Genomic DNA, 22,509 nt, shown 5'->3' with positions numbered 1-22,509 from the left:
GCCCACCTGGCGGTACTACGAGTTTCTCGCGGCGGGTTTTGGAGGAGGTCGATGTGACGACGACAAGCCTTGCCGGCACCCTGAAGAACCGCGGCAAACAGGTGGCCAAACGCCTGCTTGGCTATGATTCCCGCAACTGGCTGCGCATCCGCCAGATCGAGGCGTTCACCGTCTTCCTCGAAGCCGGAAACCGCAAAGCCGCCGACGTGATCGAGATCTCGCCCGGCTGGAACCGCACCTGGCGGGCGATGTGCCCCAACTACCGCTGCGTCGATTTCCCCGCCTTCGACATCTGCAAGGACCGCACCGACGAGCAATATTCCATCGTCATCGCCGACCAGGTACTGGAACATGTGCGGCGGCCGCTGGCGGCGGTGCAGAACATCCACACCATGACCCGGTCCGGGGGCTGGGCGATGGTGGCGACGCCCTTCCTGTTCCGCGTCCACGCCAGGCCGCACGACTACAACCGGTGGACACCGGCCGGCCTCAAGCAATTGATGGTCGATGGCGGTTTTTCCGAAGCCAGCGTCAAGGTCCACGGCTGGGGCAACAAGGCCTGCGCCAGGGCCCACATCGGCGGCCCCGTCCGCGCCTACGGCCTGTGGCGCGATCTCAGCAACGACGAGGAATACCCGCTGATGGTCTGGGCGTTTGCCAAGAAGGGGTGAGCTATAAGCATCGAGGGGCGCGACAGCTCTCGACGGACAGCAGCGGCGAAGCTGCCAATCTCCCCCCTTGCGGGGGAGATGTCCGGCAGGACAGAGGGGGGTGCTGTCCCTCCCGCCTATCAGCCAAACACAACTCTGCCTTCGACCGACTTTCGTTGAGAGTGAGATATGGGAAGGTTGGCGATCCTTCCCACCCCCCTCTGCCCTGCCGGGCATCTCCCCCGCAAGGGGGGAGATCAGCTGACCCTCACCCCCGCCTTCTCATCAACCGCGCATGCCGGCGCCAATACCACCACGCCAGCACGCGCTTCCTGAAACTGCGCTTCATCGCGGTCATGGTCTAAAGCCCCAGAAGCACGCGGCGCTGGCCGGTGAGGCTTGCCGGCGCGAGGTCGGTCTTGATGGTGCTCAGCGTTCCCTGGCGCTGTTCGAGCTCAGCCCTGAGCGCCGCCTCGCGCGCCTGCACATCCTTGTCCTCGGCCGTCGGCGTCGGCGGCAGCGGTTTCAGTTCCGGTGGCTTTTGAAACAGGCACATGGTTCCAGCCTTCCCTTGTCCAGTCATAGAGGAAAAAATCTTCGCCGTTCCTGCCGTAACCCGGCAGCAGGCAGCGTTGCGTGGCGCCAAGCCGGCCAAGCCAGCGCAGCGCCAGTTCATTGGCAGCCAAGGCGCGGGCCTCGACCCGCCAGGCGCCCCGCGCCGCGACTTGGCGAGCCAGCACGGTGTGAAAGAATTCGGTGATACCAGGCACGCAGCGCCGCATGCGGCGCGTGCCCCAGCTCCAGGCGATCCACAGCCCGCTACGCTGTTCGGCGGCGCCAAAGCCGGCCTCCGGATTCCCGTCGAGCTCGGCGACATAGGCAAACCCCTGCAACGCCGTTAGCGCCAGCAGCGCCGGCGACCACTGGTCAATCTGGCAGTCGATCTCGGCGCGGTCTTCCGCGCGCAGGTTGGCGGCGATGTAGGAGAGATCGCGCAGCGTGGCGGGGACGATGCGGAGGGTCATGAACTGGCCAGAGCGATGGGGTGCGCTTCCCGCTTTCGGGCGGAGTCTCGAAGGCCCGCGCACTTGACCGGCCCTGTCGCCAGTGACCTACTTCGGACATCGAACACGCAGGCTACCGACAACTGGAGGAGACGGGCGAATGGACATTCGATCGACGCTGACGGAGCTATGCGACGCCTTCAACGCGCACGATCTCGATCGCATCATGGCGTTCTTTGCCGAGGATTGCGTCCTGGAGATGCCGCGGGGGAGCCAGCCCTGGGGAACGCGTTGCGAGGGCAAACGCAATGTACGAGACGCGCTGGCGACACGCTTCGACGGTTTGCCCGATGTCCACTACGGCAACGGCCAGCATTTTGCCGACGCGGCCGCCGATACCGGCATCTCGAAATGGACCCTCACAGGCACCACCCGCGAGGGTGTGAGAAAGGAAGTCCAAGGCTGCGACTTCTACACGTTTCGCGACGGCAAGGTGATCCGCAAGGATTCTTACTGGAAAATCGTGGAGTGACCCACGGGATCAATTCGAGACATCGCAGCTATTCGAAGCGGCGGGAACGATATGGACGGCATGGCGGCCGAAGCCTCGCCACTTCGTCATCCCGGGGCGAAGCAGGAGCGAAGCGACGTCGCGGAGACCCTGGGATCCATGCCGTGACCTCGGCCGACGCATGCAGCGGCGCAGAATTTCTGTGCCGTCGCGACGCTGGAAGTCGCGGCATGGATCCTCGGGTCAAGCCCGAGGATGACGAAGCACGTGGCACTTTGCCCTCACCTAAATTCCCCCAGCGGATCACTCTGCCTCGCCTGTCGCCGCGAGCTCCTGAACTCCGCCGGATCGACCATCGCCTCCCGCAGCATCATCACGCCATAACGGGTCGCCGCCATCAGATCGTCGCGCAGTTTTACAACCTGGCCGTCCCTGCGATGATAAAGTCGAAATTCCTCGAACCAGGGCGCAAGCGTCGAAAACACCTTGAAGCGGCCGGATTGCATGCGGTCGAGCATCTCCATCAGCCCGGCCTCGACCGAGACGGAACCGTCGGGGAACTGCGCGTGGCGGGTCAGCATGTTCAGCCCGTGCGCGGAATATTGCCGGGCAAGCGCCACGCCCGCCCCTTCCAGCGTTTCGCGGCGGCCATCGCGCGGCCACGCCCAGGGCAGCCAGTCGCCCCATGGCTTCAGGGTCAGCGTCTGCATCGCCGGAGTCTGCTGCGAAGCGCGGCAGGCTTTCGCGACATAGACGACGTCGGCCTCGGTATCCCAGGCAAGCTCGACCGCGGCCGACGGATGGTCCCAGCCGAAATCCAGCGCCCCGATGCGCGGCCAGTAGCGCGGCAGCCGGAACGGCGCGCAGGCGATCATTTCCTCGGCCACCGGAAAGATGCGGCCGGAGCCCAGCACCGGAATGCCGCGAGCACGCGCCTCCCGCTCATGCGCCGGATAGGCGGCGACAATCGCCGCGCGCTCCTGGGGTGAATAATGCTCGGCATCGTCGATGGTCATGAAGGTGACGTGACGGGTCATGGTGAACTCCTGAATCACCTTGCGAGGCGAAGGGGTATCGTTTTGTTTAGGCGCGATTTTCGAGCTAGGCGCGGCGGGTCTCTCCTTCTCCCCTTGTGGGAGAAGGTGGATCGGTGCGCAGCGCCGAGACGGTTGAGGGGTGCTGGAAGAAATGCCTTCACTGCCCAGCTGGAACACCCCTCATCCGACCGAGCTTCGCTCGGCCACCTTCTCCCACAGGGGGAGAAGGGAAGTCCTGCGTCCTCACCCCTTCCCCATTCCCTCCACCTCCTCCGCCGACAGGAACAACAGCACCACGTCCGACATGCCGAGCAGCGGGGTGAAGGTGACGATGGTGATGCCGCCGGTGGCGTTGGTGCGGGTCAGGCCTTCGGAATAGATGTCGAGCGGCGGTTCCTCGTCGAACCAGACGCCGTGCAGCGTCTCGCCCTGCCATTTCTCGCGGCCCTTTTCGAAGCTCTTGAACGACAGCACCGATTCATCGGCCTGCACGTCGCCGCCGCCGCCCCAGCGCACCACGACGCTGTCGAGCGCGCCCGGCGCGCCGCGCCCCATGATGGTGTGCACAATAGCGTCGGCCGGGATCATGCCGGTGCCCCAGGCCGCCTGCTGCTGCGGCGGGCCGACCAGCACGCGCTGCGGGTTGTCGCGCGTGCCCTCGCCGGTCACGCCAGCCGCCCACAGCCGAACCGCGCCGTCAAAGACCTTGCCCCGCCACCACGAGGGGTAGCGGCCGGTCAGGTGCATGGCCCATTCGGCGCCGCCGGCCCTTGTCTTGCCAAGCTGGTTGCCGGCCATGAACAGCCGTTCGCGGTTCTGCGCGCCCGCGGCATGGAACTCGGCTTGCCTGGCATAGGGCCGGTAGGCGGCAAGCTGGTTAGTGCGGCGCCTGCGGTCCAGTTCCGCCAGCAGCGCCAGATATTCCGTCTTCGCCATCGAGGTCTTCGAGGAACGGCTTGAGGGCGGCTTCGAGGCCGCGGATACGGCTGCGGATCTCGTCATCGCTTAAGCCGTCCAGTTGGTTGATGGAAACATGCAGACCCTTTGGCAAATCCTTGGGCAGCACCGAAAGCACGATCTTCAGATACTGGTCGGGCTTGTCGGCACGCACCTCGGCAATGACCCCGGCGCCATGGGTGCGGAAATCGGCGCGCACCGCGGCCAGGAAATCATCACCGAGAGTTTTTTTCGCGCGCTTCGGCTGGCGCTTTGCGGCGGGCTTGGTGGCTGGCGTCGCGGTACGGCGCTTCGGCGCCCAGCGAGCCGGCGGCGGTTTGTCAGCCATGCTCGCCCCCTGTGGTCTTTGCCGCGGTCGTCCTGGATTTCGCCACCGTGGATTTTGATCGAGCGGTTCTTTTTACCCTCGATTTCGCCACTTTGGATTTTGATCGGGCGAGGCGCTTGCGCGGCTTGCCGGCTGCCCGAGCCGGCTTGGCCGGACCAGCCTCCGTCTCTGTCGCGCCGGCTGGTGTTGCCGCTTTGGAGCTCGCCACGCCGGAACCCGCCGCACCAGAGTGGCCGGCAAGGCGCAGCCGCTTCATCAGCCGTGCCGCCCCGATCGCCAGGTCGCTGCCACCCAGCGATCCCAGGCCAAAGCCGAAGCCGCCGGCCGCATCGACCGGACCGCCGCGCACCATGCCGATCAGCACGCCGGGCGCGACCTGTTCGATGAGCCCGAGACGCGGCTGCGGCGCCGCCCCCTCGAACGCGCCAATGGCGCTGACGACCTCGCGGCCGTCATCGTCGGTGATGATGGTGGCGTAGCGGCGCATGGGAGTTCTCGTGGATATTGCGAAGGGTCGTCGGGCAAAGGATGGCGTTCCGTCACGCCCCCCTCTGTCCTGCCAACGTTCAAGTGGTTTTCAAGGGCGCATCGATAGACAGACGCCAGAAACAAAAAACCCGCCTCGGCGGCGGGTCGTTGGCGCAAATCAGCACCATGGACAAATATGTAGCATAGCTGCCCTCACCCAGTCAACGATTTTCTGAGAAAAAATTCCTATAAGCCCTTTTTCGACGCCCGCCAACCAAGCTCCCGCGCATCGCTGAAGGGCAGCCGAAAAACAAAAAACCCACCGGCGCGGCGGGTCTGGAGGTCGTTGGCGCAAATCAACACCATACCCAAATCAATAGCATGCCCTCACCGGACAACCCGATCGGCATGCGAGCGGGCGGCAAGGCCAGACTTTCGTGTCGACTTTTCATAAGCCGACATCTGTGAGACCGTTAGCTGAAGCTCATGGAATGATTCGCGTCGTACGGCCTTGTAGGAGAGGGCGATGGACAGACCAACCATGGCATCCGTCTTCAGGGTGCGGCATGCGCCGGCCACGGTTTCGGGTGTGCGAAGCACCGGTCAGGGACAGGCGGACCCGATCATCCGCGTGCGCTCGCTCGGCGAGGCGATCCGCTTCGTCGCCCACGCCTACCCCCAATACGACATCAGTGCCGTCGCCATCGCCGCGGCAGATCCCTCGATCCCCCGCCTCGGGGGTCTGGACGTGAAAGCGCTGTGGCGCGAATATGGCGAGCGCCTGACGCAGGAATAGGCATTTCCAGGCAGCCAGCTCTGTGATCTTTTGCGACCTCGACTACGCCCTGCCCTCACCGCCGGAGCGGAAACGCCGCTGGCGCGTTTTCGATCATAGCCACGGGAGCAATCGCCATGAACGTCGCCAATCTGCAACTCGAAGGCCTGCTGATGGCCGTCGCGTCGATCAACCACCTCCTGGTCCAAAAGGGGGTGCTGACGGCGGAGGAAATAGACCTGGCCTTGCGCAAGGCCGAGGCCGGCGAAATCAGCCAGGAGCGGTCCGAAGGCATGTCCGCGTCAAGCCGCGACGCCGTCAGCTTTCCGATACGGCTGCTGGAACTGGCCAATCAATGCCAGCCGGAGGCGGACATGCCCTCCTTTTCAAAGCTCGCCCGCATGGTCGGCCAGATCAAGGAGCCCTACAACGACCAGATATGAAGGACGCCAACGCGGGCTTGCCGCTGCGGGATGGTCGCGCGCCTGGGCCTGGCTCCCGGCAAGGCGTAGCGGAGACCACGGGAATGCCTGAACGCGCTCTCTGACCCCTGGTCGCCCTTCGTCATTGTCGTCGTATTGCGCTCAGCCGAGTTCTTGGGCGAGTCCGATGAGCAGCCCTTCAGGCCCGCGGATGTAGCAGAGCCGATACACGTCCTTGTACTGGACCACTTCGCCGACGAGCTGCGCGCCGCGATTGCGGAGCCTTTCAAGCGTCTCGTCGATGTCGTCCACGGTGAACATGACGCGGAGGTAGCCCAGAGCGTTGACCGGGGCGTTGCGGTGATCCGCGACGACAGGTGGCGCGAGGAAGCGGGATAGCTCGAGCCGGCCGTGGCCATCCGGTGTGCGCATCATGGCAATCTCGACGCGCTGATCGCCCAGTCCAGTGACACGTCCGGCCCATTCTCCTTCGATCGTGGCCCGCCCTTCGAGCTCGAGGCCGAGCTCGCGAAAGAAATCAATCGTCTGACCGAGGTCATCGACGACGATCCCTACATTGTCCATCCGTTTGAGCGCCATGTGTCCATCTCCAAGGGTTTCGTCTAGGCCGTAAACTCATAAACTGCTTGCCAGGTGAGCAAATGGTTGATCCGGGGCTAGCGACGGGCTCCTGCGCCTACGCCCGGCCCGGCCATCCTGGATTCAGCGAGAGCACCCTGCCCGGGCCATGCACCGCCGCGAACAGCAGTCCGGCCATGAACGAAAAATGGTCGATGAAGAAGCCGAACTCGGCCTGGTTGCCGGCCCAGTGGCTGGGTCCGTGGAAGGAAAAGCCGAGGAACAGCACATAGGCGGCGGCGACCAGGGCCGCCGGCGTGAAGAAGGCGCCGGTCAGCAAGCACAGCACGAGCGCGGCTTCCAGCAGCGCCGCGCACCAGGCCAGGAACAGCGGAAACGGAAAGCCGGCGGCAGCGATATAGCCGGCGGTGTCGCCCATACCCATGAACTTGAAGGTCACGGCCATCAGGAAGACGCCGGCGAAGATCAGGCGGGCGATGAGAAGTGCCGCGGTCTGCCACGGTGCCTGAATGCTTTGCGACTGAGTGGTTTGCGACTGAATGATTTGCGACGACATGGTCTTTTCTCCAGGATTGCAATGGGCTCCGGCCCAAGGACGGGCGACCGGCGCCAAATCCGACACATCAGCCAGATTTTTTGTGGGAATCCCCGATGCAGGCGCCGTGCCCCGGCGCCAAGACACCTCTAACCCGTTGAATCCACTGTTGCGGCAAAACCGATTTCACTTTGCCGGCTGATGTTATGATGGCGCCGCACTCAAACGGGGAACAGGACATGGCCAAGGCATTGACCATCGCTGCGCCGCAACATCCGGTGACGAGCGCCGCCTATGAACAGGAATGCAGGGAGATGCTCGTCCCGCATCTCGACGCGCTGCTCAACAAGGTCGAGGCCGCCGGCTGGGAGCGCGGACAGGCCGCGTCGGCGCTGATGTATCTCGCCGCCAAGCGCCTCACGCCCGCCTGATGCCATAGCGGCAAGGCCGGCGGCACGGCGATATTGTCGTGGCCTTGGAACTCGCGACGGCCGATCTGTGTTATGTCCTGTTGATCGTGGAATCGGGCGCCGACGGCTGCGCGTTTCCACGGCAACAGAAAGCGAGGCCTGAAATGGCTGACGACAAGTCGAAGACGAAGCAGGACCGCAAGCTGGTTTCGAGCGAGGAGCCTTACGAGGTCGCCGCCTTTGCCCGGAAATACGGCATTCCGCCAAGCGAGGCGCAAACCATCATCAAGCGCTATGGGCCGTCGCGCAAGAAGCTCGACGCCCATATGGCGGCCCGCGGCTAGGTCCAATGGGATCGGGATGGGGCTTTGTCCTGGACGAAACATCTGGGACGATCTCCTGTCCCGCCCGGCCCCGCAGCAGACTGACAAGATGGAGGTCGCATCATGTCCGACACCATACGCAGGACCGGCAGTTGCCTGTGCGGCGGCGTGCAGTTCGAGGTCCACGGCGCGCCGCTCAGAATCGGGCTCTGCCATTGCAAGGACTGCCGCAAGGCCAGCGGCTCGGTCTATTCGGGCCTATGCCATCTGGCCGCGCGAGGCCTTCGAGACGACGGGCATCGTCAGTTCCTATGGCACGCGAAGCTTTTGCCCGACTTGCGGCGGTCGTGTTGCCTGGGTCGACGACAACGAGGCCGAGGTGATGATCGGCAGCCTCGACATCGCGCCGACCGATCTCATGCCCGAATACGAGTTGTGGACCAGCCGGCGCGAGACATGGCTGCATGCCTTGCCCGGCACCGAGCAGTTCGAGCATGACCGGCCAACGGCGAACGCCGCTGAATTGCCGCCGCCGAGGCCCTTGTCGGACGCCGTTGCGGGCGACTGAAATTTTGATCTCGAAGGCAGGGAACCCTGCCCTGTTGCCGACGTTAACCGGCGCCTCGTTTTGTGCATGTCGTCCCGAAACCTCCGCGCACTTTCGGACGGCATGCACCAGTCAAGGAGACGACCGTTGAACGACAAGATGTTTCCCCATCCGATCAGACTGAAATTTAGCCCCGGGCGCGAGCGCGTGGTGCGCAGTGCCTGGGAAAGCCTCGAATGCCTCGGCGACTGGCCGGCGGGCCAGGGCCGGCGCTACCGGGCGGCATTGCGCAGCTGCCGCGATGCACTGGATGGCTGGACGCCGCCGGAAAAGGCGATGCGGGCAATGGTCGACGCCGCGCGCGAAGCAAAACTCCTCCATTAGCGGGAAAACAGGAATGGCCGAGCCGATGCTGTCGACACCGATGCGGATCAGGCCGCATGGCTCGGACACGATCCGCGACATCACCACGCTGAAGGATGCCAGCGAAATCCTGATCGACTGGCCGCAGGCCGAGCGCGGCCCGTTCTATCAGGCCGCGCGCGAGCAGGTCGAAGCGGCGCTGGAAAACAAGGCGGGTGCCGCCCAGGCGCAGGAAGCTTTCGTTGCCCTGTGCAACCAGGCCGGCGTGCTGGTTCGCTAATCCTTTCGGCTGCCGTGCCTCCTACTGTGCCGGCGGCTGGGCCGGCACTTCGCCCGGCTTGATGACCGGTGTCTTGCCTTCATCGGGGGCCGGCGTGGCCATCCCCTGATCGCCGGTGGCCGGCGGTTTCAGCACCCCGCCGCAGTCATTGAGCGTGTCCGTCAGATTGTCGCTGCCAGGCTGCTGTTTTGCGCCTTGTTCGGTCTGGACCCGGCATTTGTCGGTCTGCGACCCAGGGTCCTGCTGCTGGCCCGTTTGCGCCGCTGCCGACAGCGCCAGCAGGGTGAATGGCACGATGGCGAGGATTCTCATCTCGGCCTCCTTGTTCCCGTCACGGCCGCTCGCGGCGACCCTTCCCTTCACGGGGACAACGCCTGTCGATGGAAAAGGTTGGCCGTCGGCGAAGCCGGGTTGAGTTCAAGCCGATGCAGCGCCCCAAAGGTTAGGTGAACCGACCGGGCCGGACCCTCACAGGTCGAAAGACGACTCCGCGGCAGCCATTTCGGCGCCGAGCTGCGGAACGACGATCGATTCCACCGGCGCCGTCAGCGACCAGCTGACACGACCCGGGTTGCGCTCCAGGACCGCCGAGCCGTTCAGCGATTGCGGCGCGACCCGCTGCAGGACGACCGTGCCAAAGCCCTTGCGCGTGGCTTCGTCTTGCCGTCCCCCTGGCCGGTCGCCTTCAGGCACCGGCATCGTTTCGTCCCAGACGAGATGGATTTCCCGCTTGCCCGAAGCACCGGCGGCGATCTGCCAGGTGATCTCGAGCCTCCCGGCATCGACCGCCAGCGCGCCATATTTGGAAGAGTTGGTGCCAAGCTCGTGAAATGCCATGCCGAGATTTTGCACGGCGTTCGGCTGCAAGGTCAGCAGCGGTCCCGACAGCGATACCTGTGCCTCGTGGCCGAACGGCTTGAGCTGCTCCTGGATGAGGTCGAAGAGGCTGGCACCCGCCCATTCCGAGTTGACCAGCAGGTCGTGCGACCGCGATAGCGCCATGATGCGGGAGCGGATGAGCTCTTCGAATTCGCGCGGATCGGTCGAGCGCTTGCTTGTCTCCCTGACCATCGAGAGGATCACCGCGAACTGGTTCTTGACGCGATGGTTCACCTCCCGCAACAACAGCCTGATCCGGCGCTCGCTCTCCTTGGTCGCGGTGATGTCGCGGGCGATCTTCGAGGCGCCGACGATCTCGCCCGTTGCGTTTCTGATCGGCGAGACGGTCAGCGATACGGCAATGAACCCGCCATCCTTGCGTCGCCGGATCGTCTCGTAGCTGGCGACGAGTTGACCATTGCGAACCCGGCTGATGATATCGACCTCTTCATCCCTGAGGTGATCGGGAATGAGCATCAGCACCGATTTGCCGACAGCCTCCTCGGCGGTGTAACCGAACATGCGCTGCGCCGCCCCGTTCCAGCTGGTGATGATGCTGTTCAAATCCTTGCTGATGATGGCGTCGAACGATGAATCGACGATAGCCGCCAGCCGTGCGTCGGCGGGAGGGTCGAGCGGACCATCGATGCTTGCCAAATCTGTCATTGCCCACCTTCCCCCGTCACGTCGCTCTCACGGCGTGACAACGTTCCACCCCATGCCCAGCAATGCATGGTGGCGCGTTTGGTTGCAATCGACGGGCGACATTCCTTGGCCGGCGGCGACAGCCACCGAAGTGCGCGGACCAAAAGCTTCGCAATCAGTTCGGTTCGGGGGCGGCGTCGTCCGGGGCGTCAAGCGGAGGATCGGCGTCGGGATCCCGTTGCGGACAATCCTCGTAGCGGTGGTCGCGGCCGCCGCAAAAGGAACAACACATGGCTTCGCGATCCTCGTCTCCGGGTGGCCATTGCGGGGTCTCGTAGGGTTTCCTGCCGTCCATCCCCAGCAATGCGCGACGCGGCATTTGGTTGCGCCGCAAAAAACGGCCAACTGGCTGTTGCGGAACCGCTGGAAGGGATGCGAGTTTCGGGTGACACGTTTGCTTGGTACGTGAAACGCTGAGGTACGCCATGCTCATCCGCCGAATTGCTTTGACGACAGCGGCCATGCTGCTTGCCGCAACCAGCCTCGCCGAGGCCCGGCCCGACACCCGCACGATGGGCTGCCAGGAGCTTCAGCAGCTGATCCAGAGCCGCCGCGCCGTGGTGCTGACCACCGGCCCCAACACCTATGACCGCTATGTCAGGCAATTCGGCATCGAATGCGACTGGCCGGAGGTGCCGACGTCGGCCTATGTCCCGACCCGTGACGGCAGCTGCCCGGTCTACCGCTGCGACCAGGCGATCGGCGATCTCCCGGATTGACGGCGACGGCTTGCCGCCAATTGCCGATCGCCAGTTACTCGATTAAAATAGGATCGCGCTGTTGCGGAACCGCTGGCGGGATGCGAGTTTTGCGTGACACGTTTGCTTGGTACGTGAACCGCTGAGGTAACCACCATGCCCATCCATCGAACTGCCCTGACGACTGTAGCGATGCTGCTTGCCGCGACCGGTCTCACCGAGGCCCGGCCCGACACCCGCACAATGAGCTGCCAACAGCTCCAACAACTGATCCAGAGCCGCCGCGCCGTGGTGCTGACCACCGGCCCCAACACCTATGACCGCTATGTCAGGCAGTTCGGCAACGAATGCGACTGGCCCGACGCTCCGACGTCGGCCTATGTCCCGACCCGTGACGGTCGCTGCCCGGTCCACAGGTGCGCCGAGCCGGTTGGCCGTCTCCCGTGACGGCGACGGCTTTGCCGACCGCCAGTGGCCGATCACAAGAGGATCGCGTTGATCCCGGCGCGCGAACCGGCTAGGGGTGTCGGCGCAGGTTGCATTTTCCCGCTTCGTCTAATGGTAGGACAGCGCCCTTTGAAGGCGTGAATCGTGGTTCGAGCCCATGAGCGGGAACCAAGAAAATCAATGACTTAGACAAAATTCGTGGCGGCGGTACCGATAAGAGACCCAATCCGCAATCTGCGGTCCCGACAAGAGACCCGAAAAGCAACCCACAGAATCCATTTTCTGAATGTTACGCTAACGACGGTCTTCGGATCGGTTCCTCTCGTTTTGCGCTAAACGCTGGCGTGGCGCGTCCTTGCGGCCACCACGTACGTAAGCGCCAGCGCCTCCAGTCAGCAAGGGCAACGCCGACAATGTAGCCCGGCAGCAGCCGGCGACTGGAAGGGTGCGCTTCGTGGTCTATTAAGCAAGCCCGATGAATCCAAGCGCCGATAGTCGTGGTTTCAGCGCTTTCGTGCTTAGCTACCAAGTTACATTTCGGGAGATGGCCAGCATGCTCGCGATGGTGCAAACGCTGTCCGAAACCAATCTGTTCCTGCTTGCCTTTTCGGCGTTGATCTTCGACATACCGCGCTACACCTTGTCGCTGGTGTCATTGGTTCTGTTCGGAACATGGCGGAAGTCGCAGTACGGCCCAGTGCGCTCCGACCATCCTTCGGTGAGTGTGATAGTGCCGACGTTCAACGGCGGGGCTGGACTGCACCCGACAATCGCCTCGTTGCATCGCCAGACCCAACGGCCGGTCCAAATCATCATCGTCGACGACGGTTCGACAGACGATACGCGCGCGACCGCGGAGCAGGCGCGCGCTCTCGGCCTTGTCGACATGGTGATTTGCCATGGTACTCGCTGCGGTCGAAGCGCGGCGATCAACGCCGCAGCCAGGTTCGCAAGCGCTGACCTACTCATGACCGTTGATGCGGACACGATTTTCGAATCCACCGCGGTCGAGCGGCTCGCCTCGGTGTTCAGCGATCCGCGGGTGGGTGGCGCGAGCTGCAACATTGGGATTGTCAACGAGAGCGAATCGCTTTGGACCGGCCTTCAAAGCATCGAGTACCTGATGTCGATTAGCGCTGGGCGGTCCGTGCTCGACATCGTCGGCGCCATCGCGTGCCTTTCGGGCGCCTGCTCGACCTATCGGCGCGAGGTATTCCTGCGGCAGGGCGGGCTCGACGTCGGACCTGGTGAGGATCTGGAGTTCACGCTGCGGCTGCGACGACTGGGTTATGTGGTTCGCTTCGTCCCCAACGCCTGGGCCGGAACGCTCGGTCCGGTCAGTGGCGTCAGCCTGTTGCGCCAACGCGCCCGATGGGATCGTGATGCGCTGCGTGTCCGCCTGATGATGTATGGCGAGCTAGGCTTGTTCCAAGGCCGCGAGCGCCTGAGGGACTCGTTGCAACGGCTGGACTTCATCATATTCGACCTCGTCCCGACCCTGAGCCTTCCGTTCTATCTGGCCTATGTGGTGCTGCTGTTCGGCAGCCAAGCGCTTACGTTCCTCGTCGCAATCTATGTCCTGCTGCTCTGGTTATCATTTTTCAACATGGCACTCGCCTTGGTTATGTTTGACCGATCGGCCAGTTTTTTTCGGCTGGGCTTGGCGCTGATCTTTCCATTCTACCAAGGTGTCTACCTGAAATGCGCCCGCTTCTTCTCCTATTCGTCGGAGATCATCTTTGCCACATCGCGGCATGACGACTTTGTTCCACCGCGCGTCCGTCGTGCGCTGTTCGGAGGCCCCGTTTGAAGGAGGGTGTCATGAACATAACGATCAACCGCCTCGATCCCAATGTGCCTGACCCGATCGAGAGCCGCCGGCGCGCGGCCGGGCGCCTTGTGCGGTTCGCATATGGCGCTACCGTATTTGGCATCCTTGCGTTCTTCGTCGTCTATTTCGGCGCGCCCTTGGTGTTGCTGAGCGGACCCGGCACCGTAACAGCTCCCCGCTATGTGGTCTCACTGCCCCATATCGTACAGATCAAGACCATGAACGTGGTGCCCGGAGCCACGGTCAAGGCCGGTCAAGTGATAGGTACGGTCAACTCGCCACAGGTCGACAGCGTCATCGCAACCTACATGAACGCTCTGGCGGACATCGCGGTTCGCAGGGCCGAGCTACGGGTCAAACTCCGGGTGGCACAGGAATCGCTGGCGTCCTCGCGCTCCTATCTACGACTCACCGAGGAAACCATCGCACACATCGAGGAGATGTCGTCCGCCAGCCTCAGTTATCGCGTCGACATGTACCGCGAGCGAGCGCAAGCCCTCAGGACCGTGGTTTCGCAAGAAGCGGAAATCGCCGAGGCCACTGTTCAGCTTACCGACCTAGACAAATTCAACCAGAAGATTCGCGGTCACATGGATGCCATCGAGGGCAGTTTCGCAGGCGGCGAAGTCCTGGCGCCGGTTGCGGGGGTGGTATCAACCAATGTCGCGTATGCCGGCCAGTCCCTGGTGGCGGGCGCGCCGATCGCCGAGATCCTCGATCCGACGGACATCTTCGTGGACTGGTACGTTCCCAACGAGCGTCTGGCCAATCCCACGATAGACGATCAGGTCCAGGTGTTGTTCGGCAACCGTCGAATTCCTGGGACGATAATCGACATTCTGCCGGTCTCGGATATTTACGCTGGCCGGCAGCCGCAGTTCGGCGGCGACCGACAGGCTACCCAGATTGCGCGAGTCCGCTTCAACAACGGCGTGACCCCGCCGCCGCTCAGCTCAACGGTTTACGTTCACATGTATTACACCCACTTCACCGCCCGAATCGCTAAGTGGTTGATCCAGCTGCTGCGACTCGACTGAACGGCAACACCTGATGCAAATTGAAACCGACCAGTCGCAGTGCCCCGCTTGTGGTGGCGCCCTCAAGCTGTTCCCGGTGTTCCATCATATGATGTGCGCGTATGTTGGCCCGGAATACGATTTTGTGCCATCAGCCGGTGGCTACGGCTGCCCAAAATGCCGACGCCTCATCCTATCGGGCGATTATGCCTGCGAGATTGTCGGAACAAGCGCGCTATGCAGCCGGTGCCACAAAGAGATGGTCGTGTCTTCGGCGGGCAAGGCTCCGCTGTGACGCATGAGGCCTCTCCGAATCTGCAAGAGCCTTAAGTATCGCATCCGCATAGGCATACCCTCGCCGAACATCGGGGGACTGGGGAAGCCCAGGCTGACGCGATAGCGGTGGATCATCGGTCCTGTTGTGACAGCCATTGTGATCGACCTGTTGGTGGTCCTCGGTTGACGGCAAGGCCCTAACCTACGCGGTCACACCATACGAGAACGGACCGTCTTACCCTACCTGGAGGCGGGGGCGGACTTTCGAGCCCGTCTCTGGCCGGCGCCTGTTACCCCAAAGCCCCCCGCCCAATAGGCGTCGGCCTACTTCCATCAGAGATGATCCTAGCTGCTCTCGAAAGTCGGTTTCCAGTCGCGGTTCCGTGCCTGCTGCTGGCCGGCGTAGTCGGGAATGCACGTGAAGAACACCGGGCTGCGGCCGCGACCCTCTGCCTTGCAATCCGAGCAGTCAAAGCGCCCGACCAGATCCCAATGCATTGACCCATGATCAGGCCCGAGCCTGTCGATCAGCAACTGGATATCGAGCTTTGTCGACTTGCAGCACATCGGGTGACCGCAATTGACGTACATCGTTTCGCGAGCGGCCAGAGTGTCGGCGAGCGACGCACCGCTAGCGGAAAAAGGCCCGCCACCGGATAACGATGGCGGGAGCGGCTGCTCGGGGAGTGACTGCCGAGCAGAATCAGAACTTCCACTTTCTGCAACGGGTTCCAGCCTCGCGCACAAAAAAGCCCGCCACCACGAGGCAGCGGGCCAGGGTCTTATGGAGTGCTGGGATCAACCAGCATCGGATCAACGAGCGGCGGTGGGGTTGGTTGCGAACTACAAACGAGGGATGACGCTCAGCGCGGCGGCGATAAGCGAAGGCCGCCGCCCTGCGCGGTGTCCGATTTTCAAGGGGCCGGTATTGGGGTAAATTGCCCTAGGCTCATGCCGCTCACGCCGGGAGCATTATTATGCCTTGGGATAAAAATAGGGCTATTTCCTTTGCGCGAGGACATGCTGGTGCTGGCGGAAGTCATGGCAAAGGTCATTGTGCAAGATCTGTAAGGGAGGCAATTGAAAGCGGCGGCATAACGTTGGTTCCAACTGGTGACGCGAAAGATTACGGACGGAATCTAACAAACGCTGGATTTGTTGAGACAAATATAACCATGCCAATTGCTGGAGACGTTGTAGTTATACAGGGAATAGATGGGCATCTTTCCGGACACATGGCTATCTATGACGGTAGAATATGGGTTTCCGATTTCATACAAAATGAAAGCCTTTACCTAAATCTGGCTTATCGCCAAATAAAGCCTAAATATAAAATCTACCGTCACCCCTGAGAGCACGCCGATGGCGTGGTTTGAAGTGCCGCGAATGAGAGGCCTCAGTCTTCAGCCGCGGGCCTGAACTTCCGGACGATCATCTCGAACAGGATGTCCGAAATCCACATGGCTGAAACGCCAATGAGAAATGCCGCTGTCCTAGACCGCCAAAGCGCTCCGCGCGGCCTGGCGCCTATGGAAGCAGCTCGGAGCGTGGAACGCCTCGATCATAGCCGGTATCGCTTTCCTGATCGTGTTTGCGCTGGTCAAGGTGGCGCTGCCCGACATCAACGAGGTGCCGGAGAAGTTCTCGGCCGTGCTGTTGTGGCAGTTCCGCGTCGCGTCGATGGGGATCCAGCTCATCCTGTGGACGGTGATCGGGCTCTTGTTCGGCGTCGTGGCTGAGCGGAAACTCGCGGCCGCCAGCCAAGCCCGCCTCGCGCGCGCTTGAAATCCCATGCGGTGGCCGCCAAGGTTTCGTGCCCTGGCGGCCATTTTCTTTTTGGCCGTTTAGCCCTGGCTTTTGCCTATCGCAACCGCCGAGGCGCATAGCGAGTTTGGCGATTCGCAACCGGCAAGTCGGGGCACACGGATCTTCGAATCGTGCGCGGCCGGCTTAGCTATGATGAGTTCGGGCCGCACGGCCGGCACGACACCGCCACTATCCACTCGGCCGTAGCCAACCCTTGTCGAACACCTTTTTAGCACGATGACGGTCGACATGTGGCTCGATCAGCTTCTTGTACGCATAACTGACCTGTTGGTATTCGTCTGCGCAATCCTCGGCTCGTTCCTTCGGCAAGTATCCCTTATCGACGATGTAGCCGAACTGCTCCTTGTCGGCACCATAGGCTAAGCACAACTCGTTGTAGAAGCGTTGCGCTGGCGTGCCATGTACGTCCGCAAATTTCGCCATTTGAGGTGGAGCTGTCGCGGCCTCCGCCTCGGTCTTATACGCGTAGGCGGTGCCCCCGACGATCCTGCGTGCCTCGTCCTTATGGAGTTCCAGCGTGATGTAGGCAGACACCTGATCAGCGGCGTCTTCCTCGCGTCCAAACACCGGCACCCGCAGCATCTCGAATAGGGCGTGGCCAAATTCATGGAAACAGGTATCCAACAAGGGACCCGTGACGGCGTCGTCCGGCGTGACGCCGGCCAACGTGGTGTTTGCGGGCATGGTTTTCCGGAGTTGCTCAATGTACTCGTAGCAAATCGTTATCACGTTGTCTTCATACCAGGCATTGGCGTCACCGTCGCATCCCTCCACCTTTACCAGCAAAGGGCGCGGCAGTCGGAACGGACTGAGAAATTGCTGCAACCTCTCCAGAAACCTGACTTCCTTCAGTTGTTCGTAGATCGGCTGATGCGCTGAATTCTTGGGAAGCACATAGCTCACGGTCACCCGGTTGGCTTGAGCGGCAAGTGCTGTCGTCAAGGTGTCCGGCGCGACTACCGCCCAGGTGATAAGCAACAGCAAGATCACTCTCATCACGTTCTCCTCTATGCCATCGCGGCATTGTCTGACGTCTGCGCAGTGGCAGCCCTGCCCTTGTGTCTGGACAACCTCTGCCGTGCCTGCCTGATGCAGTCGCGGCCGACAAATGCTGTCGTTTTCTCACACCCACGCACAATCTGTTACTGATCAGATGACGCGCTAATCATCGCGCTGATCCTGGACGAGGGAAAGTAGGTCACTGTTAAGAGCGGCCGAATGGGCAGAGATTTATTCTCGAATGTCAGCTTGCTGGCGGCAGCGGCGGCCTTCGGGGGAAATCATGCAGGACGCGACCGAACCAGTCGAGCCTCAGACCATAAGAGGGTCACGCGCCAAGAGCCTTTTCTATCTCCTCGGAGGCATCGCCTTCGTTTGGATGGGAGCTCATATGGTCCGCGACTTCGCCGCTCAATCTGGCCTGGTCGCGGTCAAGTACGAAGTTGTGGGATGGGTTGCCATAGTCTTCTTCGGACTGGCTGCGCTGGGCGGCGCATTATCGTTCATCCGCCCGCGTGCTTTGATCCTTGACGGGAGTGGCTTTGCGATCGGCGGCGGCTTTGTTCGATCTCCGTTGAAGATTGCATGGCGGGACATTCAAGGCTTTCACGTCCGGAAGCAGAACCGCTACAAGTCGATCGGCTTTCGCTTCGAACTTGGCGCCAAGTCGCCGTTGAACCGGAGGCCTGGGATGGAGCTTGGCCTGTCCGGTTCGGGATGGCCGCTATCGACTGAGAAGATGGTCGAAGTCCTTAACACCTATCGGCAGCAGGCACTGAGCAACGAAGCCGAGCCGGTGAGCGCGGTGGCCGGGGCTCACTCTGCCATTCTTTCATCGGCCGGAAATTTGCCTTCAGATCGGCCAGCGGGAATGCCTCTCGGGAAGGCCCCCGGGCACGTCATTATTTCCTTCAAGCAAGCGATCATCCTGGGGGCGCTTGTCGCATTTGCTGTAGGGTGTCTGCAGTATGCGCTTGCCCCGTGGCCGAACCCGATCGGCACGCTCGCCCTCGACGCACAAATAGGGGCCATAGTGTCGGCAATCGCCTACCGGCTTGTGTTCGGCTGGCAAGTACGCTAGCGCCGCGATTGCGGCCAGGTGACCAGGGCCCCTACCAGCGCGTGCCCTCTGTCCGCTCGCCTACGCCCTGGCGAAGGAAAATGCACAAGACGCTGAAGATGACGCCAGCAATGGCCGCTGGCGTTTCCGCTACACTCTGGTCAATTGACGATATTTGCGAGAAGATGAATGCAGTTGCGCCGAAGCTGGGGCTGCGGCCCTTACAAGCGAAAGCCGTCGCCTGATGCCGATAAAAGATAGCACCGGGAGGGCCGCGTGAAACGCGCGTTTCTATTTGGGCTCGCGGCCCAGCTAATCTTCATTAGCGCGATCTTTCTACTTTTTGGTGACCTAATGCTGCCAATGACGCGGTCTCCGGTCATTGGCATTCTCGCATTGGGTTTGGGCGTCGCGAGCGCATTTTTCGCTTGGAAGGCGACCCTTCATTCGTCCTGGCTGGTCAAGATCGGGATGTGGATTGCCGGCTTCGTTGCTATCTACGTGGTAATCCCCCTCATCGAAGTCCTCGGCGTGCTGATCATTCCGGTTATTTCAGACTGAGCCACTCCTCCATTAGCGGTAGCTTGTATTTCGCCTGAACTGGAGTCATCATGCAGGGTGGTTTCAAGGGGTGAAATGTCATGGAATTCGCCAGTTGCTATGACCAGAGCGGGATCGTTCTTGCGTTCCTAAACATCACTGCGGTGTTCACAATTCTGGCCGCCTTTGCCGGTGCACGGTTGATTGCAATGTCAGGCGGGACGCCTCCCGAACAGATTCAGACCGCGTAAAAATCGCAAGCTCTCAAGGGAACTTGGGCAAGGTCCACCATCATCCGGCGCCAATCAGGCTGACCGTTAGCGAAAGCACCTCACGAAGCGATGGCATGAAGCGCTGGCAGTGGGCTGGCGAAAGGCGAGGCGATGAAGCGCGTTTGCCTGGCAGAGCTATTGGCAGCAACGGCCGCTCTGTCTGCGCACGCCGATGGCGAGCGCTGGGGCATGATACCGGCGTGCGATTCGGCCGTCAGGATGATGTCGGCACTCAGGACAGCTTCGGCCGTCAGGACAGTTAGGTCTGTTCGCCTATACGACGGCTATCGGCTCCTGCATGCCGAAGAAGATTTCGCCGCCCGCGAAGCAAGGATTGAGTACGCGACGCGGGACGACCACGGCACATTTGTCCATCATTCGGCCCAGTGCCTTTTTTGGCATCGCCGCATGAGTGGGATGAGCATCGACGGAGATGTCGAGGGACACATCATTGTGGACTGAGCCGTTCACCGCGGGTTGGATTTGTCGGGGTGCTCGCGTCCAGGTTTCCTTGCCGGCTCGATCTTGCAGGCTCCATCTTGCAGGCTCCAAGGAGGCACCGAGCCAGGCAGACGCCATCAAAAACAACGAGAGGCAGGCGCGGCGGCGGCCTGTATCATTTTAATACAATCCCCAATTTGTAGACTCGCGCGGTGCACCGGCATTTAGCTAGTCCTGCGCGGGCCAAGGGGAAAAACGCCCGCTGCACGGGAGGAAGCAATGTCTGTGCAAAACGACGATTATCGAACGAACAGGGCCGACTATGCGATTGCCGCGAAGCATGGCGCGGAAGGCGCTCGCGATGAGCTGCTGGCAAGAAAAAAGACCGCCTTGTGGCTGAGAGACAGGCGATCCGCCAGATTGACCGCAAACCCGTCGGAAAGCAGGCCAGGGCCGAAGGCTAGACCGCGCGGTTAGTGCATGTGCCCAAAAGTGGCCCGGTTTTGGGATAGACGAAATGCACAACACAAAGACCCAAAGCGCGTCGCCTGAATACGTTCAAACGCGACGCGCTTTGGCTGGCGATCGCGGCATCTAAACAAGGCTCGCGCCGCCGCTGACTGGTTATGTCAGGCATTTTGACGCTGCATTTACCATCTCAGGTCCACGGACCATGGTCCAGCTTGCGACAGTGCGGTAACAGGCGCACTCTTCGAAATGAACCCGACGACAAGGGCCTGTGATCGCAACTCTTTCGCGGCCAGGCCCTTTGTCTTATTAAGACCAATGCATTGCCTGACAACGATGTCGTGGGAGCACCGATTTGTTCGTTGATTACTATGAACTTTTGGAAATCAGTCCGAACGCCAACTCGGAAACGATAGAACGGATATTTCGTTATTTTGCCATGCGCTACCATCCCGACAACCGGGACACCGGGGACGAATCCCGCTTCAGTGAAATCATAGATGCCCACAATACGCTCAAAGATCCGGTCAAGCGCGCGCAGTACGACATCGAGTATAAAGAGCATTTGAACATTCGCCACGGGTTGAGCGAGGAAGCCAGCAACGCCAAAGGCATAGAACGGGATGCCGTCATTCAGGCCAAAGTGCTCTCGTTGCTCTATGTCAAACGCCGACAAGACGTCAACAATCCCGGCATTGGCGATACAGAACTCGAACGCATGGCAGACTGCCCGCGTGAACATCTGGAGTTTCATCTTTGGTATCTGAAAGCCAAAGGCTGGATAGGAAGGATCGAAAACGGGACGTTCGCGATCACCGTGGAAGGCATCGATCGCACCCATACCGAACATCGTCGTGATCCCACCACCAGACTGCTGGATCATACAAGCTGAAGCGGCAGCTCGCCGTGCTGTAGTTCCATGCCGCCGAAGTGCCTCGCGCATCCCTGGCACTTCTCCGCTCGCCAGGTTGGGCAATGCGGATTGGTTTTTTAGCGACCGCGAAACCAAGCTCGCACTTCCGCGTTGAAGCTCATCCAATATGGGAGCTCAGGGAATGGATTCGGCAACCGCGGCAGTGATGCTTTTGCTTTCGTGCAGCCCGGGGGGAGAAGCTTCCGTGTGCAAACCCATCGATACGGCGTCGACGATGTACACATCGCTTGACCAGTGCCGGGCTTCGCTGGCGCGGAGGCTGGCAAGCTCTCCCAACGGCGAAATCGTCGGAAGGTGCAAGTCGATCGACCCGAACGTCACCGCATCCCTGCCCGCGCAATACACGACGGTCGTGGTCAAGCGAGGAATTGGGCAAGGCACGGTGACCAGCTATCTCGTGCCACGCGAGACAAAATGAAAAGAGCCGGTGCCGGAAGCGCGCGTGGCCGCTTGGCCACCCTGAAGATAATCCCGCAAAGGCAAAACCGGGCGACCCGCATCATCGATGATAAGCAACTCGCCGGGGCAGCCCCAACGCCCTCCCCAGCGAGCCAGTTGCTCCGCGTAGAACGAGAAATGGAGCAACTGGAGCCCTATACGAACCCAGGCTCCAATAAGTTTCACCTCCAGCCATCCTGAAACCATTTTGTCGAACCTGCGTTGACGACCGGGGGCCGTCAGACCCAGGAGATATCCCATGACCGTCAACTGCCGCATCTCGATCGACAACCGGCCGGAAGCCACCGATGCCGTCTTCCAAGCGGTTCCCCGGATCGGCGAAAGCGTTTCGCTGTCGATCAACGGAAATGCGCAGGACCTGCGGGTATCGCGTGTGGTGCATGTGACGAATGGCACGCTGGAAGGTGCGGCGATCGTCGTCGAAGTGACGACCAGCATCCTGTAGGG

At 61.6% G+C, this 22,509-nt stretch carries 31 protein-coding genes, 1 tRNA gene and 3 pseudogenes; 24 read left to right on the top strand and 11 right to left on the bottom strand.

Features of this window, described 5'->3' with window-relative positions:
- Positions 1-53 precede the first annotated feature (53 nt).
- The gene (locus AC1DYW_RS16070; RefSeq protein WP_477226874.1) at positions 54-671 is read left to right on the top strand and encodes a class I SAM-dependent methyltransferase; all 618 of its coding nucleotides are present in this window, start codon (positions 54-56) and stop codon (positions 669-671) included.
- Between the two features lie 434 nt (positions 672-1,105).
- On the opposite strand, the gene AC1DYW_RS16065 is transcribed toward AC1DYW_RS16070, so the two are convergent.
- Entirely contained in the window at positions 1,106-1,675 is a 570-nt protein-coding gene (locus AC1DYW_RS16065) for a hypothetical protein (RefSeq protein WP_477226873.1), read from the bottom strand.
- Between the two features lie 139 nt (positions 1,676-1,814).
- On the opposite strand from AC1DYW_RS16065, the gene AC1DYW_RS16060 reads away from it, so the two are divergent.
- Positions 1,815-2,186, top strand: a complete 372-nt coding sequence (locus AC1DYW_RS16060) for a nuclear transport factor 2 family protein (protein WP_477226872.1) — start codon at positions 1,815-1,817, stop codon at positions 2,184-2,186.
- Between the two features lie 260 nt (positions 2,187-2,446).
- On the opposite strand, the gene AC1DYW_RS16055 is transcribed toward AC1DYW_RS16060, so the two are convergent.
- The 4 genes and pseudogenes from AC1DYW_RS16055 to AC1DYW_RS16040 form a co-directional block, all read right to left on the bottom strand.
- Positions 2,447-3,202, bottom strand: a complete 756-nt coding sequence (locus AC1DYW_RS16055) for a phage terminase large subunit family protein (RefSeq protein ID WP_477226871.1) — start codon at positions 3,200-3,202, stop codon at positions 2,447-2,449.
- A gap of 291 nt (positions 3,203-3,493) precedes the next feature.
- Positions 3,494-4,138, bottom strand: a pseudogene (locus tag AC1DYW_RS16050) (terminase large subunit domain-containing protein); the annotation flags it as partial.
- Entirely contained in the window at positions 4,080-4,487 is a 408-nt protein-coding gene (locus tag AC1DYW_RS16045; RefSeq protein ID WP_477226870.1) for a hypothetical protein, read from the bottom strand. The gene AC1DYW_RS16045 and the pseudogene AC1DYW_RS16050, both read right to left, overlap by 59 nt.
- The gene (locus AC1DYW_RS16040; RefSeq protein ID WP_477226869.1) at positions 4,480-4,974 is read right to left on the bottom strand and encodes a hypothetical protein; all 495 of its coding nucleotides are present in this window, start codon (positions 4,972-4,974) and stop codon (positions 4,480-4,482) included. The genes AC1DYW_RS16045 and AC1DYW_RS16040 overlap by 8 nt, the downstream gene beginning before the upstream one ends.
- 507 nt (positions 4,975-5,481) lie before the next feature.
- On the opposite strand from AC1DYW_RS16040, the gene AC1DYW_RS16035 reads away from it, so the two are divergent.
- Together AC1DYW_RS16035 and AC1DYW_RS16030 are read left to right on the top strand one after the other, a co-directional pair.
- A complete protein-coding gene (locus tag AC1DYW_RS16035) occupies positions 5,482-5,751 on the top strand; it encodes a hypothetical protein (protein ID WP_457153820.1) in 270 nt (89 codons plus the stop codon).
- A gap of 116 nt (positions 5,752-5,867) precedes the next feature.
- Entirely contained in the window at positions 5,868-6,173 is a 306-nt protein-coding gene (locus tag AC1DYW_RS16030; RefSeq protein ID WP_457153819.1) for a hypothetical protein, read from the top strand.
- A 141-nt stretch (positions 6,174-6,314) separates the two neighbouring features.
- On the opposite strand, the gene AC1DYW_RS16025 is transcribed toward AC1DYW_RS16030, so the two are convergent.
- A complete protein-coding gene (locus tag AC1DYW_RS16025; protein ID WP_457153818.1) occupies positions 6,315-6,752 on the bottom strand; it encodes a VOC family protein in 438 nt (145 codons plus the stop codon).
- Positions 6,753-6,849: 97 nt separating this feature from the next.
- Positions 6,850-7,308, bottom strand: a complete 459-nt coding sequence (locus AC1DYW_RS16020) for a DoxX family protein (protein WP_457152621.1) — start codon at positions 7,306-7,308, stop codon at positions 6,850-6,852.
- 218 nt (positions 7,309-7,526) lie between these two features.
- On the opposite strand from AC1DYW_RS16020, the gene AC1DYW_RS16015 reads away from it, so the two are divergent.
- From AC1DYW_RS16015 to AC1DYW_RS15995, 5 genes and pseudogenes are all read left to right on the top strand, one after another.
- Entirely contained in the window at positions 7,527-7,718 is a 192-nt protein-coding gene (locus AC1DYW_RS16015; RefSeq protein WP_095091787.1) for a hypothetical protein, read from the top strand.
- Between the two features lie 38 nt (positions 7,719-7,756).
- Positions 7,757-8,041 carry a DUF3606 domain-containing protein gene (locus tag AC1DYW_RS16010; RefSeq protein WP_245331371.1) on the top strand — a complete coding sequence of 95 codons (285 nt, stop codon included), beginning with the start codon at positions 7,757-7,759 and terminating at the stop codon, positions 8,039-8,041.
- A 102-nt stretch (positions 8,042-8,143) separates the two neighbouring features.
- Positions 8,144-8,588, top strand: a pseudogene (locus AC1DYW_RS16005) (GFA family protein).
- Between the two features lie 126 nt (positions 8,589-8,714).
- The gene (locus tag AC1DYW_RS16000; RefSeq protein WP_095091372.1) at positions 8,715-8,951 is read left to right on the top strand and encodes a DUF982 domain-containing protein; all 237 of its coding nucleotides are present in this window, start codon (positions 8,715-8,717) and stop codon (positions 8,949-8,951) included.
- A 13-nt stretch (positions 8,952-8,964) separates the two neighbouring features.
- Positions 8,965-9,210, top strand: a complete 246-nt coding sequence (locus AC1DYW_RS15995; protein ID WP_095091371.1) for a DUF982 domain-containing protein — start codon at positions 8,965-8,967, stop codon at positions 9,208-9,210.
- 21 nt (positions 9,211-9,231) lie between these two features.
- Here AC1DYW_RS15995 and AC1DYW_RS15990 read toward each other — a convergent pair whose 3' ends face one another.
- The 3 genes from AC1DYW_RS15990 to AC1DYW_RS15980 all read right to left on the bottom strand — a co-directional run bounded on the left by AC1DYW_RS15990 (position 9,232) and on the right by AC1DYW_RS15980 (position 11,257).
- The gene (locus AC1DYW_RS15990) at positions 9,232-9,522 is read right to left on the bottom strand and encodes a hypothetical protein (RefSeq protein WP_477226868.1); all 291 of its coding nucleotides are present in this window, start codon (positions 9,520-9,522) and stop codon (positions 9,232-9,234) included.
- A 156-nt stretch (positions 9,523-9,678) separates the two neighbouring features.
- Positions 9,679-10,755 (bottom strand): sensor histidine kinase, encoded by a 1,077-nt coding sequence (locus AC1DYW_RS15985; RefSeq protein ID WP_477226867.1) that lies wholly within the window; start codon positions 10,753-10,755, stop codon positions 9,679-9,681.
- A 154-nt stretch (positions 10,756-10,909) separates the two neighbouring features.
- Positions 10,910-11,257, bottom strand: a complete 348-nt coding sequence (locus AC1DYW_RS15980) for a hypothetical protein (RefSeq protein ID WP_477227093.1) — start codon at positions 11,255-11,257, stop codon at positions 10,910-10,912.
- On the opposite strand from AC1DYW_RS15980, the gene AC1DYW_RS15975 reads away from it, so the two are divergent.
- The 7 genes and pseudogenes from AC1DYW_RS15975 to AC1DYW_RS15945 all read left to right on the top strand — a co-directional run.
- Positions 11,220-11,513 (top strand): hypothetical protein, encoded by a 294-nt coding sequence (locus AC1DYW_RS15975; RefSeq protein ID WP_477226866.1) that lies wholly within the window; start codon positions 11,220-11,222, stop codon positions 11,511-11,513. The two genes, AC1DYW_RS15980 and AC1DYW_RS15975, sit on opposite strands and share 38 nt — an antisense overlap.
- 135 nt (positions 11,514-11,648) lie before the next feature.
- Complete coding sequence (locus AC1DYW_RS15970) at positions 11,649-11,939, top strand: hypothetical protein (RefSeq protein ID WP_457152616.1); 291 nt, start codon at positions 11,649-11,651, stop codon at positions 11,937-11,939.
- Between the two features lie 97 nt (positions 11,940-12,036).
- Positions 12,037-12,110: transfer RNA gene (locus AC1DYW_RS15965), tRNA-Gln, on the top strand.
- A 382-nt stretch (positions 12,111-12,492) separates the two neighbouring features.
- Positions 12,493-13,749: a glycosyltransferase family 2 protein gene (locus AC1DYW_RS15960; protein ID WP_477226865.1), complete on the top strand. Its 1,257-nt coding sequence runs from the start codon at positions 12,493-12,495 to the stop codon at positions 13,747-13,749.
- An 11-nt stretch (positions 13,750-13,760) separates the two neighbouring features.
- Entirely contained in the window at positions 13,761-14,807 is a 1,047-nt protein-coding gene (locus tag AC1DYW_RS15955; protein ID WP_095087775.1) for an HlyD family secretion protein, read from the top strand.
- Positions 14,808-16,039: 1,232 nt separating this feature from the next.
- On the top strand, positions 16,040-16,414 hold the full coding sequence (locus AC1DYW_RS15950; RefSeq protein ID WP_477226864.1) for a hypothetical protein: 375 nt from the start codon (positions 16,040-16,042) through the stop codon (positions 16,412-16,414).
- A gap of 175 nt (positions 16,415-16,589) precedes the next feature.
- Positions 16,590-16,847: pseudogene (locus AC1DYW_RS15945) on the top strand (CbtA family protein); the annotation flags it as partial.
- 210 nt (positions 16,848-17,057) lie between these two features.
- Here AC1DYW_RS15945 and AC1DYW_RS15940 read toward each other — a convergent pair.
- Positions 17,058-17,885 carry a DUF4344 domain-containing metallopeptidase gene (locus AC1DYW_RS15940; RefSeq protein ID WP_477226863.1) on the bottom strand — a complete coding sequence of 276 codons (828 nt, stop codon included), beginning with the start codon at positions 17,883-17,885 and terminating at the stop codon, positions 17,058-17,060.
- A 286-nt stretch (positions 17,886-18,171) separates the two neighbouring features.
- On the opposite strand from AC1DYW_RS15940, the gene AC1DYW_RS15935 reads away from it, so the two are divergent.
- The 8 genes from AC1DYW_RS15935 (at position 18,172) to AC1DYW_RS15900 (ending at position 22,507) form a co-directional block, all read left to right on the top strand.
- Entirely contained in the window at positions 18,172-18,969 is a 798-nt protein-coding gene (locus AC1DYW_RS15935; RefSeq protein ID WP_477226862.1) for an STM3941 family protein, read from the top strand.
- Positions 18,970-19,049: 80 nt separating this feature from the next.
- On the top strand, positions 19,050-19,193 hold the full coding sequence (locus AC1DYW_RS15930; RefSeq protein ID WP_477226861.1) for a hypothetical protein: 144 nt from the start codon (positions 19,050-19,052) through the stop codon (positions 19,191-19,193).
- Positions 19,194-19,224: 31 nt separating this feature from the next.
- On the top strand, positions 19,225-19,509 hold the full coding sequence (locus AC1DYW_RS15925; protein WP_457155158.1) for a hypothetical protein: 285 nt from the start codon (positions 19,225-19,227) through the stop codon (positions 19,507-19,509).
- An 80-nt stretch (positions 19,510-19,589) separates the two neighbouring features.
- The gene (locus tag AC1DYW_RS15920; RefSeq protein WP_477226860.1) at positions 19,590-19,739 is read left to right on the top strand and encodes a hypothetical protein; all 150 of its coding nucleotides are present in this window, start codon (positions 19,590-19,592) and stop codon (positions 19,737-19,739) included.
- A gap of 132 nt (positions 19,740-19,871) precedes the next feature.
- Positions 19,872-20,222, top strand: a complete 351-nt coding sequence (locus AC1DYW_RS15915) for a hypothetical protein (RefSeq protein WP_477226859.1) — start codon at positions 19,872-19,874, stop codon at positions 20,220-20,222.
- Positions 20,223-21,024: 802 nt separating this feature from the next.
- Positions 21,025-21,561 carry a DnaJ domain-containing protein gene (locus AC1DYW_RS15910; RefSeq protein ID WP_477226858.1) on the top strand — a complete coding sequence of 179 codons (537 nt, stop codon included), beginning with the start codon at positions 21,025-21,027 and terminating at the stop codon, positions 21,559-21,561.
- A 226-nt stretch (positions 21,562-21,787) separates the two neighbouring features.
- Positions 21,788-22,021, top strand: a complete 234-nt coding sequence (locus AC1DYW_RS15905; RefSeq protein ID WP_477226857.1) for a hypothetical protein — start codon at positions 21,788-21,790, stop codon at positions 22,019-22,021.
- Between the two features lie 279 nt (positions 22,022-22,300).
- The gene (locus tag AC1DYW_RS15900) at positions 22,301-22,507 is read left to right on the top strand and encodes a hypothetical protein (RefSeq protein ID WP_457155303.1); all 207 of its coding nucleotides are present in this window, start codon (positions 22,301-22,303) and stop codon (positions 22,505-22,507) included.
- The last annotated feature ends 2 nt before the right edge of the window (positions 22,508-22,509 follow it).

The organism is Mesorhizobium sp. P2_D5, assembly GCF_056404355.1.
The sequence above is the reverse complement of the archived record's forward strand: the minus strand, read 5'-3'. Positions and strand labels throughout refer to the sequence as shown.